Source organism: uncultured Veillonella sp., assembly GCF_963534045.1.
In the GTDB taxonomy this organism is placed as follows: domain Bacteria; phylum Bacillota; class Negativicutes; order Veillonellales; family Veillonellaceae; genus Veillonella.
In genome coordinates this window covers 1-17,522 of the sequence record NZ_CAUSQT010000013.1, presented here as the reverse complement: position 1 = coordinate 17,522, position 17,522 = coordinate 1, and the positions used below count along the sequence as shown (strand labels likewise).

Below are 17,522 nucleotides of genomic sequence, written 5' to 3'. Positions count from 1 at the left end.
TTTTATTCTTTAGTATCAATCACGTTTATTCTTCAGTGTCGAATGTAACGTCCAATGGTTGGCGTTCCACAATATTGCGGTAACGAACCTTTGGATAGCCCATTAAGATACCACCTGCAATGATTTTATCCTCAGGTACACCTAATAGGTCCAATAATGGTTCATATTCTGCTTCCCCAGCATGTTCAAAGAAGCCTGCCCAACAAGTACCTAATCCTAATGTTGGTGCATACAACTCTGCATAAGACAAGCAAGAATGACCACTATCGTGAGTACGATGAATATCCTTTTTAGATCCGATAGCCACTACTAACGCAGGCGCATCGCGCAAGATGTATTCCTTACCCTTATCCACTTCAGCTTGTGCTGCACGAGCATAAAGACGCATAATGGGCACAGTTTTTGCCGCTAAATGCATCCACTCAAGAACGAGATCTGCAATGCGGCGTAATTTTTGTTTATCACGAATTACGATATATGAAATTCCTTGCGTATTTGTCGCAGTTGGCGCCATACGAGCCACATTCAATACCTTGCGAATCAATTCAGCAGGAACTGGTTTATTTTGATAATTACGAATGGAACGACGGCTGCGTAAAAATAGCTCTGCTTGTTCCGGTGTAAATTTAGTTTCTTTTGTAATATCCACTTGTTCAGCACGCGGTGTTAGGTCGCTATCTAGAGCAAGCGTAGGGCATACTGCAACACAATGACCACAGGAAATACAACCACCCTTACCTGTTTTAGGACCATCATCAGTCATAACAAGAAGGCCTGTTGGACAATCGGCTACGCATAGACCACAACGAGTACAGACTTCTGTATTCACGGTAAATAACATAGTAATAAACCTCCAAACACATACTATAAAGCCTATTATACCATATAAAATCAATTCGTAGGATAACAAAAAAATATAACACATATGTTAATGAGTTAATCTTTACGCATAAACATATGTGTTATCTAGTCATATCATTTCTATTCGAAGGATTTAATTAAGTCCATATATTGGGCCTTATGAGTCAATCGCCAAGAACCAAAATCCGCTTCTGGTGCCTCATTAAGAATATTGGCTAATGCCGCCATAAACGCGGGAATATCTGCAGCGACAATATTCCCAGCCATTTTACCAAAGCTTTCAGAGCCCATATGTTCTGAACCGCCATCTACGATAATGAAAGCAGGTTGTGGTTTCTTATCTACGAGTTTTACAGCGCCGTGAAAGCCGATTTCCCCAATTTGATGAGTCCCACAAGAATGTGGACAGCCAGAAATATGTACTCTCGGTAATTTTTTCGTATCGATACCTTTTTCTTCAAGATGATCAAAGATAGCCTTTAGCAAGCCATTAGAATCTTGCATACCGATTTGGCAGACTGTAGAGCCCACACAGGATACAGAACGACGAAAATCATCGCGTGCGCTATCATCTGTTAATTCCGCAATTTTTCTAGCTTCATCAGCTGTCAAATTGATGAAAAACAAGGCTTCATCCGGTGCAATACGAGCCTCCACTTGGTCTAGTGTAACCGCATAATCAAGGGCCGCCAATATATGTTCAACGTTCGCATCGCCACCAACTGGGTGGTATTCTACAAAGTACAGACCTTCTTGTTTTTGACGATGAATACGATGATTTTCTACCGAATCATCGCGCTTGCCCGTCTTCGTAATTTCATAAGCATAATCAGCAGGATTAATGGTCAATTTTTCAACCTCTTTCACCATTGCCAATGTTTCTTCATAGGTTTTGATGAAAGCTTCCGCGCCCCCCATTTCTGCAGGCATATAACGGGTACGTGCTTTGCCGCGATTTTTAAAGTTACCATGGTTTGCAAATACCATGAGCATAGCTTTCACATGATACAAAACATCCTCAGGTTGCACATCACGAGCTACGGGAATACCGATGCGAGGATTAGGACCAATACCACCACACGCATATACATCAAAGGTATGATGTTTTGTTAAATTGAATCCCAGATCCTTAAAGGTAGCATGTGGTGTGCTATCAAATCCATTATCGATACCCATCTTAAATTTACGGGGAATCTTGATATAAAACATTTGCTCCATAAGAAATTCGCTAATGGCTGCCGCATATGGTGAAATGTCAAAGGTCTCGCGAGGATCAATGCCGCGTAAGATACTGGCTACTACATTTGGATTATCGCCACCTGCACCGCGATTATAAATGCCATGTTCATAACATTCCTTGAAGAGCTGTAAAATAGTTTCCCCATCGAGTCCATGCATTTGTAAGCATTGACCGGTTGTGAAATGAATATGTGTAAGATTGTACTTGCGGATAGTATCTGCTAAGAACCGAATTTGTTCTTGTTTGATGCGACCACAATTAAAACGCCAACGGCTCATGCCCGTAGCCGCACCACGTTCGGCGTAGCTACCATATGCGCCGGACTGGCCCTTATAGTCCGCAATAGATATCTCTTTCTTATAAAACTTGCGTGTCATATCTTCAAACTTTGGATAATCTGCAATTAAACGTTCTTTTACTTCTTCTGTAATCATAGTACTACCTCTTGGCTTATATTTATTAAGCATATATAGAAACTTTTATATGTACATTATACGCTTATGTAATACTTGAAAACGTATCCATAGTCACAATTATATATATAAATATTTGTATTATGATATTACAAAATGTAATAATAATTATTTTCGATTGCACCGAAGAAGGGTATAAATTCAATTGCATTACAATCTATGCATTCTACTACAACACATAGTCCAACTACACAAAAAGCAGCAGACTTAATGTCTGCTGCTTTCACAATCAATATGATTATTTAACTATTATTCCTCACCTTGTGTAGGATTGTTATACGCATCTTTATCAATGGTACCCATAATTTTATCTACCACAAGTGCATTTGTTAAGGAACCGGATACGTTCAAGCATGTACGTCCCATGTCGATTAATGGATCGATAGCAAGGATCGGGCTGATGGATGTAAAGTATGCACCAAGACCAGTACCACTAAGGGATACGGATGCAGCCATTGTAGCCGTACCAGGAACGCCTGCAATACCAACGGAACCAACAGCGATAACGATAACGCTCATGATGTACATTGTCAAGTCAAATGGAATACCCGCTACATTAGAAATGTAAACTACCACAAGAGCGGGGAATACGCCGGCACAACCTTGCATGCCTGCAGTAGTACCAAAGGATGCTACTGTATTAGCAGTTGTAGCATTTACGCCAAGACGTTTTGTCAATGTTTCAACAGTCAATGGCAATACGCCCATAGAGGAACGGGATGTGAAGGCCAACAACAATGGAGCCTTCGCTTTTTTAAAGTATGTAATCGGGTTGTAACCAAAGCTAGCAATTAAGATAGCTTGAACGACGAACATAATCAAAAGACCTACGTAAAGCAATACTACGAAAAGTCCCATATCGAGGATAGCTTGCAAGCCACGTGTCGCCAATGTAGATGCCAATAAAGCAACTACGCCGTATGGCATAAGGCCAATAATGAAATCGGCAACCCAGGAAATCAATTGATGAAGCTCATCAAATAACTTTGTAAAGATTTCCATGTTATTAGTGCCCGTTTGTTTTAAGAGACGGGCTACGCTGCCCAAGATAATGGCAAATACTACGATGCCAATAACATTTGTTTCTGCAGCAGCTTGAATAGGATTGCTAGGAATCAAAGCGCGGAATGTATCCACCATCGGTTTAATTTCACGGATTTTTTTACCGGACTCAACGATATCAAAACCTTGACCTAATCCAAAAGCATTACCGAGAATAAGGCCTACGATAGCGGCTACAGCCACCATGCCGAGGTTAGTAGACACCATGGCAACTACTAACTTCTTAAGATTAGCCCCTGCCTCCATGTGTAAAATAACATGGACAATGGAGATAAATACGATAGGAATAACAAGCATGCGGATTAAGTCGATGAACCCACCACCCACAAGGGAGAACCACTTCGTACTTTCCTTGATGTAGACCACCTTAGACGGATCATCAGGAAAACCAGCAATAACTTGAATTGCTATGCCTAATACGGCACCAACAATAGTGCCAATAATAACAAGATTACCAAAGGATGTGCCCTTGCGTTGCAACACATAAATACCGATTAAGGCAAGTACAAACACTGCGATAATACCAATACTTAGTGGATTGCTTAACATGAGGTAATCTGTAAAGAATGGAATATTCATAATACACCTCTTTAATTCATATCATAATAATGGGTTATGAACTAAGTATAGCATATATCGAAAATTTTACAAGTAAAACAATACGAATTTTATGAGTTTATCTATGCAGAATCCGCAAGCTCCATAAACATGTTAATTTCCATCGCTCTACAGGAGCCTATACAGTTCTAAGAGAGCTCTACACCATAATAGAAATCAACACATATAAAAAAGGTGACCTTCCTAAGGAAGATCACCTTTAAAGTGATTCAGTTATAGCTATACGTAGTTAATGTATTAGCGCTTAACCAAAACGTAAGTTACTTGGATAGGACCATGAGCACCATCTACAGTAACCAACTCAATATCAGCTGTACGGGATGGACCAGAAATCAAGCAGATATTTGTAGGGAATTTGGATGGATCGTTATGATAACGTTCAGACAAATGTTCCATTGTTTGAGTCATACGTGGATTGATTGTATCAGTGTACAATACAGCAATATGTGTTGTAGGCAACAAGCTGATAGCACGGCCAGATTCTTCACCAGATGCTTGTACTACAGTAGCTGTTTCAGCAATACCGCAGTATGGGAATGTAATACCGATATCTGCATTGGCAGTGTTGGAGATACATTCTTCACGGCCTTTAGCTGGATCCCATTGGAAGTATGTACGAGTGCCGCCATTATTAGCTGCATCTTGTTCGAATAATTCTTTTAATTTATATTCGTCTACTTCAGAAGTGCTTGGGAATACAATCTTACCATTGCCCCAGTCTTCGATAGCTGCCAAAATTGTTTCACCTAATTTATCAGGTGTAGTTTCAACGAATTTTGTACCAACACGTTGACATTGTTCCTTAAACATTGTCAAAATTTGATCTTGATTCAAATCTTTGAACATAGTTTCTTGAGGACCATGGCTGTAATCAAAATCCTCTACATAAGCAGGGCACATTTCTTGATCACGGCCTAATGCACGAGATAAACGTGCAATAAATTGTTTACGTTTAGCTTCATCCATTATTTTTTCTCCTTCTTCTTGTTCTTTTCATGTTCAGCATATAAGTCACGGAATTTCTTGAACTTCAATGTACCCATTTCTTTAGATTTAGTCCAGCCGTTCATAACTGGAATAGCTTGAGTCCATGTAGGCATATTGCCTTCTTTGTTACTAATCAAGTTCATGCCAATAGCGCCAGCTTTTGTACCAAGGTCGAATAATGTAGAGTTACCAAACATCTTAGCCGCTGCAGTGAAGATTGCTTCTTCTGCTTTCGGACGAGTTTTTTCGATGTCAGCCATAATATGACGGTGTTCCATCAATAATTCATGCAATGGAATAGCTACTGGACAGTTTTCTGTACATGCACCGCACAATGTGGAAGCATATGGAAGATCACCTGCTACGTCGTAACCTTTGAACAATGGAGTCAATACAGCACCCATTGGACCTGGATATACGGAGCCATAACCGTGACCAGAGACGTGACGGTATACAGGGCAGATATTCATACATGCACCACAACGGATACAACGAAACATTTCTTGGAATGTACCACCCAAGATACCGGAACGACCGTTGTCGATGATGATGATGTGAGTTTCTTCAGGACCATCAGCTTCACCAGCGCGAGCAGGGCCAGTCATCATGGAGAAGTAGTTGGAAATTTTAGCACCTACTGCAGAGCGGTTCAACATTTCCATCATTACGTCAAGAGCTTTGAAGTCAGGAACAATACGTTCTGTACCCAAGAAGATTACTTGAGTCTTAGGAATGGAACTAGACATACGACCGTTACCTTCGTTGGAAACGATAGTACAAGTACCGGATGCAGCAACCGCAAAGTTACAACCATTAACACCTACGTCAGCTTTCAAGAAACGTTCACGTACATAACCACGTACGAAGTGAGTCATTTCAGTAGGGTTTTCAGTACCTGTATAACCTAATTTTTCAGCGAAAATTTCGCGGATTTTATTACGTTCAAAGTGAAGGCCTGGTACTACGATGTGAGATGGTGGGCTCACTGCTGTTTGCAAAATGAATTCCGCCAAGTCAGTTTCGTTTACTTCGATACCAGCTTCTTCAAGAACTTCGTTCAAACCAATTTCTTCAGTTAAGATAGTTTTGGATTTAACGATCATTTTGGCTTCGCGTTCACGAAGGATATCCAAAGCGATTTGAGTCGCTTCTTTATCATCGAATGCAAAGTGAACTTTAGAACCAGCTTTTTCAGCGTTTTCAGCGAATTGGTTTACATAGTAATCCAAATTGTTAAGAACGTGATCACGAAGTTTAGCTGCTTCTGCGCGGAAATCTAACCATTCAGGAACGTCCGCAACTACTGTATTACGTTTATCATAAAACACGTCTTGTGCTTTTTTGATAGCTGCAACTTTGAAATCATCAGCCAAACATTCTTTTATACGTGTTTTATAGGGGCGATTGTCATATATAAGTGCCATGTCGTCTCCTCCTTAGCGGCAGTTTAAGATTTCAGCAATATGCATTACTTTGATACGGCGATCGATTTCACCATCTTTATGAAGACGGTCAAGCATACCTGCAATATTCATCAAGCAAGCTTGGTCGGAACCGGAAATTACGTTAGCACCAGTGCTAGCGATTTCCAAAGCTTTTTCGCGTGTCATTACTTCGCTGATTTCTGGGTTTTTAACGGAGAATGTACCGCCGAAACCGCAGCAACGGTCTGCACGAGGTAATTCGATCAACTTAAGGTCTTTTACATTGCGAAGGAGTTTGAAAGGTGGTTCTTTTACACCCATCAAGCGAGTTACGTGGCAAGATGTATGGTATGTAACAGTTTCGTCAAAGCGTGCACCAACATCTTCTACACCCAATACATCGGTAATGAATTCAGTGAATTCATAAATTTTTCCGCTCAATTTTTCTGCCCGTTGTTGCCATTCAGGTTGACCTTCCAAGAAGTGTTGGTATTCATCGCGAATAGCAAAGGCACAGGAGCCAGACATGCTGACTACATAGTCAGCGTTTTCGAAGCATTCGATTGTATTCTTAATAGCATCCATAGCCGCATCATTGTAACCGGAGTTTGTGAACATTTGTCCACAGCATACTTGTTTCTTAGGCACTACAAGGTCGCAACCTAGTCTCTCAAGTACTTCTACGCCAGCCATGCCAACATGAGGGTAGAACATATCAATCAAACACTGTTGGAAAAGATGAATTTTCATATTTTCGTCCTCAACTTTTCTAGTACTTAACTCAAAAAAATTTTTGATATGTATTCATTTAGGTCGATAAAATTCCACAAATTATCAGCCTATACAATAAATTGACGATCTTTAAAGTGTTATATTTAAAGAACATTTCGATATAATTATAAATAAGGGCACCATAAATGTCCAAGCAATTGCTATATTCGTATTTAGGGTTGCATAAATCATATCCTTATGACTAAAAGTAATAATCAAAATTGATTTTTATCACACTCACGTACTGCTTTATAAATTTTTTCTATAACTCCCGTGTTTTCTTTATTTGCAAATGTTTATCAAGTAGATATTTTTTAGTCCCAAAATTGCACCATTCTCATTTGCTATAATGAAAGTGTAACTTTCACCATTATTCATCTAATTTTTATCCTTATATATTACATTTTCTTATAGTAGTGGTTATTTCATAAAAGTGCTATAATTTATGTATATAAACGTAATTTGAAAGGAGCTTTCTCATGAAACTCAATAAATTGTCCTTATCTCTAGCGATTACATTGGCGCTAGGATCTACATTCGGCATGGCTCATGCAGAAACTACAACAACTACGAAAGCACCAGTTGTAACGAATGCAAAAGCATCTACACATACTACAACTGCTGCAAAAACAACTGCTAAGACAACACATGCAAAAACAACTGCTGCGAAAACTACACCAGTAGCAACAGCTAAATCTACTACAACTACAGATAAAACTACAACAACTGCCAAAGCAACACAAAAATCTGAGGCTCCTGCAAAGGCTAAAGAAACATTGCCAGCTGGCGTATACCCAGATACAAAAGATAACTGGGCTCGCGATGCTATCCAAGCAATGACAGAGGCTGGCTACTTATCCGGCTATGCAGATAACACATTCCGCCCTGGTAAAAGCATTACTCGTGAACAAGCAGCAGCCATTTACGGCAAAGTGTTGCAACACAATATGAACGAGCAAGAACTTGCTGACTTAGTAACAAAAGAAAATGGCGTTTCCTATTCTGATGTTGAAAGTGATCGTTGGTCCAATACAGCAATTAAATTAGTTGGTGCTGCTGGCGTTATGGAAGGTACAACAAAATCTACATTTGCCCCTGCTAAAGCAATGGACCGTGAAGAATTCGTTGCTTCCGCAGCTAATTTGGTTAAGAAAATAAAACCTGATGCACCTGTAAAATCCGAAAAGGTTACATTCAAAGACAGTGCTAGCATTTCCAAAGCATATGTAGCGGATATCGAATACATGGCACAACGCGGCTATGTAGCATCCGGTGCAACAACTGCTTTCAACCCAACACAACCTGTAACACGCGCACAAGCGGCAACAATCTTAAACCGCATCTTAAACGGTGAAACAGCCCCTACTACTAGCAAGGCTACCGCTATTAAAGAAGATGCAAAGCAAGACGCTGAAAAGGTTGAAAACAAAACTAAAACCGTTGAAAAAGAAGTCGCTAAAGACGTAAAAGCGGATGCTAAGAAAGTAGATACTGCTGCAAAGGCAGATGCAAAAAAAGCTGATGCTGCTGTGAAATCTGATGCTAAAAAAGTTGATGCTGATGCGAAAAAGGTAGAAAAAGAAGCTAAGGCTAAAAAATCTGACAAGATTTCTGAGTCTAAAGCAGAACAATCTCCACGCATCGTTCGACCTGTACGTCGCAGCACATTAAAACCACTTGATCAAAAACAACAAGAAACATTGGAAAACAATGTATTCACTCAACTCAACAAAACATATAAAACACCAGAAGCGTTCCAAGACTATGGTGTTATGTACTGGAGAGACAATCAATTGCATGTGGCTTTGAAATCCAATTCCGATTTGGATACAGTAAAAGCTAATTTGGCAAGCCAAGGCAATGCTACTATCAACAACTATGTAGTAGTTGAACCATCTCAATACAGCCAAACTGAATACGATGTTATCGAATCTAATTTCCGTAACTACTACAGCAAAAACGAAAAAGGTGGCAATATTATCGCCGTATTCCCAGACGTTGAAAACAATCAATTATACGCTGTAGTTAGCACTGCAAGCAAAGAAACACAACAAGGTATTTCCAAGGTATTTGGTTCCAAAGTTAAAATGACTGTAAAACGCTAATAGCGACAAAACTCCGATATACTTTAGTCCTTAAGGGGACTTCAAAAACAGCGTTATCCAACGCTGTTTTTGATATATTTACCACATGATTAAGAAGGATATGTATGCAACAGGTATCAACACACACATTACGGGCTCTCATCCTGTCCGCTTTACTTACTACATCCGGTATGGCATTTGCCGCTACACCGGCACAAACACCAAGCGCTACCCCAGCGCAACATACTGTAACAACAACGGCAACAGTTCAAGATACAACAACGACTGCACAAGACAAAACTGCTGTACCTACTAATACTGTTGTTAATCAACAACTTCGCTCCGGCGTTGTTACGTCTCCAAAGGATATCCAGGATGTGCGACCATACATCTTCTCCGATGTACCAAGTGATTTTTGGGCTTCTAAATCAATTAGTGCCGTAGCAAAGGCTAAATTGATGAAAGGCTATGCGGATGGCACATTCCGTCCTAATCAACCAATGACACGGGAAGAAGTGGCCTCCCTATTCAACAACATTACCGATGATGGCCAAGCAGCGTTCATCTCTAGTCACTTTAAAGATATTACATCCGACCGTTGGTCTGCCCTCGCTATTGAATCAGTAGCGCGCAAAAATATCATCTCTGGCTATGGCGACACTACATATAAACCTGAAAAATATATGTCCCGCCAAGAATTTGCTGTGGTAGCAGATAACTACCTACATTATCTAGGCTATACAACAGATGACCCTACTGTACTCGATCAAGTAGCGTATGGGGACCAAAAATTCGTAGCCTCTTGGGCACAAGACGCAGTGCGTGAATTAGCATACTTAGGATTTACCAACTATGCACCAGGCACGATGTTTAACCCAGAAAAATACGTAACCCGTGCAGAGGCGGCTGAAATTTCCTACCGTATGACTCAAACACCACAAGCATTGGCATTCCACAATGCGCTCTACCGTCAACAAGTGGAACGAAAAACATCCACTGTCATCAGCCACGCCCTTCACTATGGTCAAGACTTCACACAATTTAGAAACGACGGTGCTCTCTTCTGGAAGGAAGGTAAATTGCACGTTTCTGTAGTGGACAAAAAACACTTTGATACAGTTCATACAGCACTAACTGACGCTCACGATCCGCAACTCGATAATGCATTAATTGTAAGCCAAGGCAAATTGACACAAGCCCAATTAGAAGACCTCCAATCCGATGCATTGGCGCTTTATCAAAATAAAGAACCTCAAGGTAAAATCATTAGTATTTTACCAACAGATGATGCATCTGTATTAGTTATTACGGCTGATTCTGTACAACCTGGAACAGTAAAGGCATTTAAAAAGAAATTTGGTAAGAAGGTAATTGTTCAAACACCGCCTGAGGAAATTCCGACTACGACAATCCAATTCCCATTACCATTAAAACCAACAAAATAATCAATTAGGCAGTCCTTCGGGGCTGTCTTTTTTGTCCTATCCCCCTATTCTTCATATAGAACAATACACACAAAAGCCCCTCCGCACATCGCGGAGGGGCTTTCTAGTAAGTATTAAGTTCTATACCACATAAAACAGTCTGTGTACCCTTTTTGGTGCTACGCACCTTGCATTGTTTAACAATACAGACACATATAGTTAGTTTTGTTATTTGGTCACATCATTTTGACGGTCGCGCAAATTGCCAACTGGTACATACACGGTACCAGCACTATGGATTGTATCCACATCTTGTTGAAGAATCATCACTACCGAATAATCTTCAGTTGTGTAGAATTCAGATGGCATTTTGTCGAATGTAGCATTCGCACCAACTGCATCCTTCACTTGTTGATTATTATTGATAGCATTAACGAGTTCCTTCTTATTCAAACCACCAAGGTCATACAAGGATAATTGACGACCTGTTGTAGTATTGAATGTAAAGCCTTTTACATAATTTACACCATTTGCATCACCATCACGCATTGTATAGGTGTGAATCAAAACGCTAAAGATACCATTTTTATCCGTTTTTACATCATAGTACATGATGACATTCGTTTTATTGGATTCTTTTTCATTCAATTTTTGAGTGTCATTTTGAACCTTGGACACGTATTTCTTAATCGTTGTATTAATGGCTTTTTCAACGATAGGGCTAACAGATTTAACCTCTGGGAATACGAGATTCAAATGATCTGTAGTCGCATCTACAGGAGATACGCCTACCTCTTTACGATCCATATAACGATCTGCATTTGGCGCTACCACTTCGATAGTACCACGATCAGTTTTATTCGCTACGGAACGTAATTTTTTGTTTTGCTCTGGCGTAGCCGTGCTAGAGAGACGATATGTCACATCGTGACGATTATTTTGTGCTACTACAGCACCAGTATCCTTTGTTACAGGAATCGTTTCACTAGCGGCTGCCATAGATGTGAGTGGCAATGCGGCAGCCATCATGATGAGAACAGTCTGTTTTAATTTCATGGTTAACCTCTTACTTTGCTTGTTCTTGCTCTGCTTTCATAGCGAGAGCTTCTGCTTTATCAAATTTGTGAGTTACAACACGACGAACTAGATAGAGTGCAGCGAAGATGAAAGCAAGTAGACCTAACCAACTAGCTGTACTTTCAAATTCAGGACCAACTAATTCAAGTGGAGATTCACCACCACCAGTTGTAACTGACAATACAATAATAACAGCTATAATTACACCAATCAAGCTTTCACCAACAATCAAGCCAGACGCAAATAGAACGCCACGACGATTAGATTGTTCTACATCGTATTCAGCCAATTCACCAGCACGCATTTTAGCACGAGCGATGAGGTAACGACCTACGAAATAGCTCAAGAAAGAACCGACAATAAGAGGTACTTCCAATGTTGGAGGCAAGTAGATACCCATACCAACAGCCAATGGAGGCAATGTTAAGGAAGCAGTTGTGCTCTTAAGAATCAAGTTAACAATGATTGCTACTACGCCAACACCAACGCCGATCAAGATGTAATTCCAATCCATACTAGCATTGAAAATACCTTGAGCGATTGTAGTCATCAATGTTGCTTGTGGAGCAGATAATGCTGCATTTGGATCCATTTCAGCACGAGGCAACGCACCTGTGAAACCATATGCTTGGTATAACAAGTTAAGAACTGGAGCAATCGCAATAGCACCGGCTACGGAACCAAGTAACAATGCAATTTGTTGACGCCAAGGTGTAGCACCAACGAGTTGACCAGTTTTCAAGTCTTGCAAGTTATCGTTAGAGATAGATGCAATGGCGATAACTACGGATGTCATGAAGATAGCCATAGCTGTAGCGAATTGAACGCCTGCTTCGGTAGCAAACAAATTATTTTCAGAAGCGATGAAGTATACCACTAGGGAAGAAATAATAGTTGCCAAGATACCAATACCGGAGATTGGAGATGCAGATGTACCGATAAGACCTGCCATGTAACCACAAGCTGCAGCTACGAAGAAGCCGATTAACAAGGCCACGATAACACCTACTACAACGAGTGTCCACATCAAGCCTGCACTGATAGGTACAGCGGATACGAAATCCCAGAACGTAACAACCAAACCAATAAGGATGATGGCAAATACGATCAATACAGATTTTGTGCTCATATCTGTATCCATGCGATGTGTTTCGCGTTCAGCAGCACTGCTGTTCATGGATTTAACGGAAATTTTCATACCTTCGATGATAGGTTTAATCAAGGTAATCAATGTCCAAATCGCTGCGATACCGATAGCACCAGCACCAATAAAGCGAACTTTAGATTTCCAGATACCCATAGCAAATTTTGCAGTTGCACCACCATCTGGAGCAAATACATTAGTCAAGTAAGGTACAAAGCCAGCCCACGCGATGAGAACACCAACGAGGATAGCGATACCAGATGCGATACCGATAAGGTAACCAGCACCTAACAACGCTGTGGAGAAGCCCAATGGAATTTGAGTAACCCCTTTGCTACCTACTGGAAGCCAGAAGCTCATACTATCTCCAAGAACTTTGAAGCCGTTAGCGCAAAGGCTGATGATACCAGCTACAGCACCACCGGAAACGATGTCTGTCATACCTGAACCAGATTTAGCAACTTCACCACCATTATGAGATCCGACCTTCAAGATTTCGGCTGCTGCACGGCCTTCTGGATATGGTAGGTCACTGTTCACTACCATGGCACGGCGCAATGGAATGGTGAATAACACACCGAGGGAACCACCGCATGCGCAAATCAAGAATGTTTGCCAGAATGGGAACCCTTGCCAATAACCAAGCATTAAAAGACCTGGCAAGATAAAAATAATTGCAGATAAGGTACCAGCTGCAGATGCTTGCGTTTGTACCATGTTGTTTTCAAGAACGTTAGAATCCTTGAAGAAACGTAAAATTGCCATTGAGATAATGGCTGCCGGGATGGATGACGAGAATGTCAAACCGACCTTCAAACCTAAGTATACGTTAGATGCCGTAAATATTAGAGTGATCAATGCACCTAATAACATCCCACGCAACGTAAGTTCCGGCAAGTGAAGGTCATGGCTCATAAAATCATGTTTCATAAGTACTTACCTCCTCTTATAAATTAAATAAAACTAACTATAAGCTATATTCATTTTATCGTGTTAAAGCGATGTTGACAATAAATATAACCATATATGTGCTATGTATACACAAATTTATAGATATAAATCAAATATGTATAAAGGTAATAGCCATACACGCATTATATCTAATTGGTATTTATTATCATTTTCTATTATATTTCTCCGTTTTTCTGTATATAATAGAGAGGAACCGACGATAAGGTCGGCATGTCTTTTAAGGAGGTTGTAAACATTATGGAAACAAGAATTGAATATGATTCAATGGGACCAGTCGAAGTCGACGCTAGACGAATTTACGGACCTCAAACGCAACGCTCGTTCAATAACTTTAAGATCGGTGACCACCGCATCCCTATTGAACAAATCAAAGCGCTTGCGCTTGTCAAAAAAGCATGTGCTTTAACCAATGCAAAATGTGGCGCAGTAACTGAGGAAAAAGCGAAACTCATCGCTCAAGTAGTAGATGAAATCGTAGATGGCAAATGGGATGATGAATTCCCATTGACCGTATTCCAAACAGGTTCTGGCACACAAACAAACATGAATGTGAACGAAGTTATCGCTCACCGGGCTAAACAGTTAGATGAATCTAATCCACTTCATCCTAACGACGATGTAAACCGTGGCCAAAGTACAAATGATACATTCCCAACAGCAATGCATATCTGCGGGTACTTTGAAATTACAAAACGCGTAATTCCTGCATTGGACGGCCTTATTGTATCCTTTGAAAAATTGCAAGAAAAAGGTAAAGGCTTGCAAAAGGTTGGTCGTACTCACCTACAAGATGCTACTTTCATCATGGTAGATCAAGAAATTAGCGCCTTTGTGGACGGCCTAAAAACTGCAAAAACTATGCTCCTTCAAAACGCTGATTATCTACTCGACGTTGCCCTTGGCGGCACTGCCGTTGGTACAGGTGTGAACACACCTAAGGGATATCTAGACGTTATGGAAACCGTATTGCCAGAGGTAACAGGCGCTCCATTCCGCGTTAAGAATAATAAATTCCAAGGCCTATCCTTGAAAGATGCGTTCATGATGGCCCACGGTGCACTTAACACATTGGCTACTACACTATTCAAAATCGCTAACGACGTACGTTTCTTAGGCTCTGGCCCTCGCTGTGGCTATGGCGAATGGCATCTTCCTGAAAACGAACCGGGCTCCTCCATCATGCCAGGTAAGGTTAACCCTACCCAATGCGAAGCTCTTGCTATGGTATGTGCCCAAGTATTCGGTATCAATACAACCATGACGCTTTGTGCAGGCAGCGGCGCATTCCAATTGAATGTGTACATGCCTATCATGATCTATGATTTTGTTGAAAGCTGTCGCCTCCTTGCAGATGCGATGAATTCCTTCACTACACACTGCATCGACGGCGTAGAATTCGTACCTGAAAAACTTAAATTCTTCGTAGAACAATCCCTTATGATTGCTACATCCTTAACACCATACATCGGCTACGATAAGAGTGCTAAGGTCGTAAAAGAAGCATACAAACGCGGTTGCTCTATCAAAGAAATCATCTTGGAAGAAAAACTCATGACCGAAGACGAATTCGCTGAAGCAGTTCGCATGAAATAAACCTCTCACATCTCTTTGACATATCTATAACATCCTCTCATACCTCAAATGAACGGAAAAAGCCCCGATACGGTTTCGTATCGGGGCTTTCTATCTTTAATCTTATATTAGCTTATTAACTTTTAACAAAATTAGCGCAGACATTATGTAAGCAAACATAAAAAGAACTACATACATCTGTTTTTTTCTAGCCCATTCATAATAGCGACTATGAAGTGGCTGTTTTAATAATACAGCTAACACAAAAACAGGTTGCAGGAACCACACCAATACAATTGGCACAGCGATGTAATCTAAGAAATAAAGCATGCTAAACAGCATAACCGGGTATGTAATAATTGCCGACCAGGAAAGAACTTTCATAAAACCATAATCAGAATTAGCAATTAAAGATACTAATAATGGTGAAAGCTTTTTCCTTAATAAGATTTTATAAATAAGCCAATATAAAGCAATCCACGAAAAAATGATAGCTTCTAAAACTAATGGTAAATGTATATGCACAAATGCTAACCTCTTTTACGTCTTAAGTAGTTATAAATATAGTTCCATACCACATAGAACAAAAGTATTATGACATATGCGATAACAAAGAAATAAAAGTCCACTTCATCTTCAATCAACTCTGGGTTTGTGACAAGACTATATGGAATACATATAAGTAAAAAAAGTACTAAGCCTCGCACAAAATAATTATAGATTTTTAAAAACATATTCTCACACCAACCTTAAAACTTTAGCTCTAATATCTCATAAGTTTTATAGCTATTAATACCATAAAAAATATGATTAGAAAAACATACTTCATATTGAATAGATTATTAATCTCTTTAAATCCATTTTGCTTAAATGCTTGCATTAATAGCTTTACTTGTTTACGAGCAAGTATATATAAAAGTATATGGAATAGTATTACCACTATTATTGTTGCTTTTAAATTCCCTTCGTATCCACCAGTTATTATTGAGCAAATAAGCGCTATATCAATAAGAATAATTGGAATGGCACATATAATAACTCTGTAGATAAAAAATTTACTATACATTAATCTACACCTATAAAATAGATCTACAATAGCGAACGCTTCGATCTAGTCAATCATTCAATTAAATATCATCCACAATAATATGGCTGTCATGAAATATAAATAATACCGAAAAACCTTTGCATTAGAATAGCTTTTTGAGGATTTAAGTTTGAATGTTGAAATAATTTCAACAATAAATAAAATACCTACATTTACATAGAGTAAACTAAGGTAATCAACTAAATCAGGAATAAAAAATGTTTGCACTATGAGAAAAAGACTTGCCGGAATCCCTAAGCCTAAAAAAAGAGTATATAGAGTTGGAAATTTCAACTCCATATTACTTTTTAAAATATAAATCCTGAACAACCTAAATATATAATAAGCAAATAAACCTACAGGAACCCCAATTTTATAAATAGACAACGGAATCATCTGTTAACACACTCGCTTCTGCACTCAACATTATTAAAAGTTCATTTCTAATATATCACAACTCTTATATAACTTCATATAATAAAACGAGGTATCGTATTCCAAATACAATACCTCGTTTTATTATGAACTTTAATCATCTAAAATTGCTTAAATATTATAGCTATTAATATAGCAAAGCCACTACCTAAGCTACCCCATCAAAGAACGTAATGACTGTAATTTCTCTCGGACAGTTAATACGAATAGGGAACCAGTGTCCAGATCCGTTATTGACGTAACATACGCTATTTTTCTCTGTATAGCGACCTTTTACATATGGTGTACCAA

Annotated in this window: 12 protein-coding genes and 1 pseudogene; 3 read left to right on the top strand and 10 right to left on the bottom strand. The window is 39.5% G+C overall.

From position 1 onward, the window contains the following. Positions 1-25 precede the first annotated feature (25 nt). The 6 genes from RYP29_RS03810 to RYP29_RS03785 all read right to left on the bottom strand — a co-directional run bounded on the left by RYP29_RS03810 (position 26) and on the right by RYP29_RS03785 (position 7,415). Positions 26-841, bottom strand: coding sequence for a nitroreductase family protein (locus RYP29_RS03810; RefSeq protein ID WP_118354061.1), 816 nt, complete (start codon positions 839-841; stop codon positions 26-28). A 140-nt stretch (positions 842-981) separates the two neighbouring features. Beyond that, the gene (locus tag RYP29_RS03805; RefSeq protein WP_311532322.1) at positions 982-2,535 is read right to left on the bottom strand and encodes a nitrite/sulfite reductase; all 1,554 of its coding nucleotides are present in this window, start codon (positions 2,533-2,535) and stop codon (positions 982-984) included. Positions 2,536-2,823: 288 nt separating this feature from the next. Next, positions 2,824-4,215, bottom strand: a complete 1,392-nt coding sequence (locus RYP29_RS03800) for a cation:dicarboxylate symporter family transporter (RefSeq protein WP_311532320.1) — start codon at positions 4,213-4,215, stop codon at positions 2,824-2,826. 276 nt (positions 4,216-4,491) lie between these two features. Then, positions 4,492-5,220 carry a lactate utilization protein C gene (locus tag RYP29_RS03795; protein WP_156931739.1) on the bottom strand — a complete coding sequence of 243 codons (729 nt, stop codon included), beginning with the start codon at positions 5,218-5,220 and terminating at the stop codon, positions 4,492-4,494. Beyond that, a complete protein-coding gene (locus tag RYP29_RS03790) occupies positions 5,220-6,665 on the bottom strand; it encodes a LutB/LldF family L-lactate oxidation iron-sulfur protein (protein WP_311532318.1) in 1,446 nt (481 codons plus the stop codon). The genes RYP29_RS03795 and RYP29_RS03790 overlap by 1 nt, the downstream gene beginning before the upstream one ends. A 12-nt stretch (positions 6,666-6,677) precedes the next feature. Beyond that, positions 6,678-7,415, bottom strand: a complete 738-nt coding sequence (locus tag RYP29_RS03785) for a (Fe-S)-binding protein (protein WP_005375746.1) — start codon at positions 7,413-7,415, stop codon at positions 6,678-6,680. A gap of 500 nt (positions 7,416-7,915) precedes the next feature. Here RYP29_RS03785 and RYP29_RS03780 point away from each other — a divergent pair, with 500 nt between their 5' ends. After that, positions 7,916-9,541: an S-layer homology domain-containing protein gene (locus tag RYP29_RS03780; protein WP_311532316.1), complete on the top strand. Its 1,626-nt coding sequence runs from the start codon at positions 7,916-7,918 to the stop codon at positions 9,539-9,541. Positions 9,542-9,645: 104 nt separating this feature from the next. Continuing rightward, positions 9,646-10,965: an S-layer homology domain-containing protein gene (locus RYP29_RS03775; RefSeq protein ID WP_311532314.1), complete on the top strand. Its 1,320-nt coding sequence runs from the start codon at positions 9,646-9,648 to the stop codon at positions 10,963-10,965. 207 nt (positions 10,966-11,172) lie between these two features. Here the strand turns inward: RYP29_RS03775 and RYP29_RS03770 are convergent, their stop codons facing one another. Both RYP29_RS03770 and RYP29_RS03765 read right to left on the bottom strand, forming a co-directional pair. After that, positions 11,173-12,000 (bottom strand): hypothetical protein, encoded by an 828-nt coding sequence (locus tag RYP29_RS03770; RefSeq protein WP_005375770.1) that lies wholly within the window; start codon positions 11,998-12,000, stop codon positions 11,173-11,175. Between the two features lie 10 nt (positions 12,001-12,010). Further along, the gene (locus tag RYP29_RS03765) at positions 12,011-14,095 is read right to left on the bottom strand and encodes an OPT family oligopeptide transporter (protein WP_311532311.1); all 2,085 of its coding nucleotides are present in this window, start codon (positions 14,093-14,095) and stop codon (positions 12,011-12,013) included. A 279-nt stretch (positions 14,096-14,374) separates the two neighbouring features. Here RYP29_RS03765 and RYP29_RS03760 point away from each other — a divergent pair, with 279 nt between their 5' ends. Next, positions 14,375-15,730, top strand: a complete 1,356-nt coding sequence (locus RYP29_RS03760) for a lyase family protein (RefSeq protein ID WP_060807418.1) — start codon at positions 14,375-14,377, stop codon at positions 15,728-15,730. 102 nt (positions 15,731-15,832) lie between these two features. Here RYP29_RS03760 and RYP29_RS03755 read toward each other — a convergent pair whose 3' ends face one another. Beyond that, positions 15,833-16,234 carry a hypothetical protein gene (locus RYP29_RS03755; protein WP_302411293.1) on the bottom strand — a complete coding sequence of 134 codons (402 nt, stop codon included), beginning with the start codon at positions 16,232-16,234 and terminating at the stop codon, positions 15,833-15,835. Between the two features lie 1,145 nt (positions 16,235-17,379). Beyond that, positions 17,380-17,522: pseudogene (locus RYP29_RS03750) on the bottom strand (metallophosphoesterase); the annotation flags it as partial.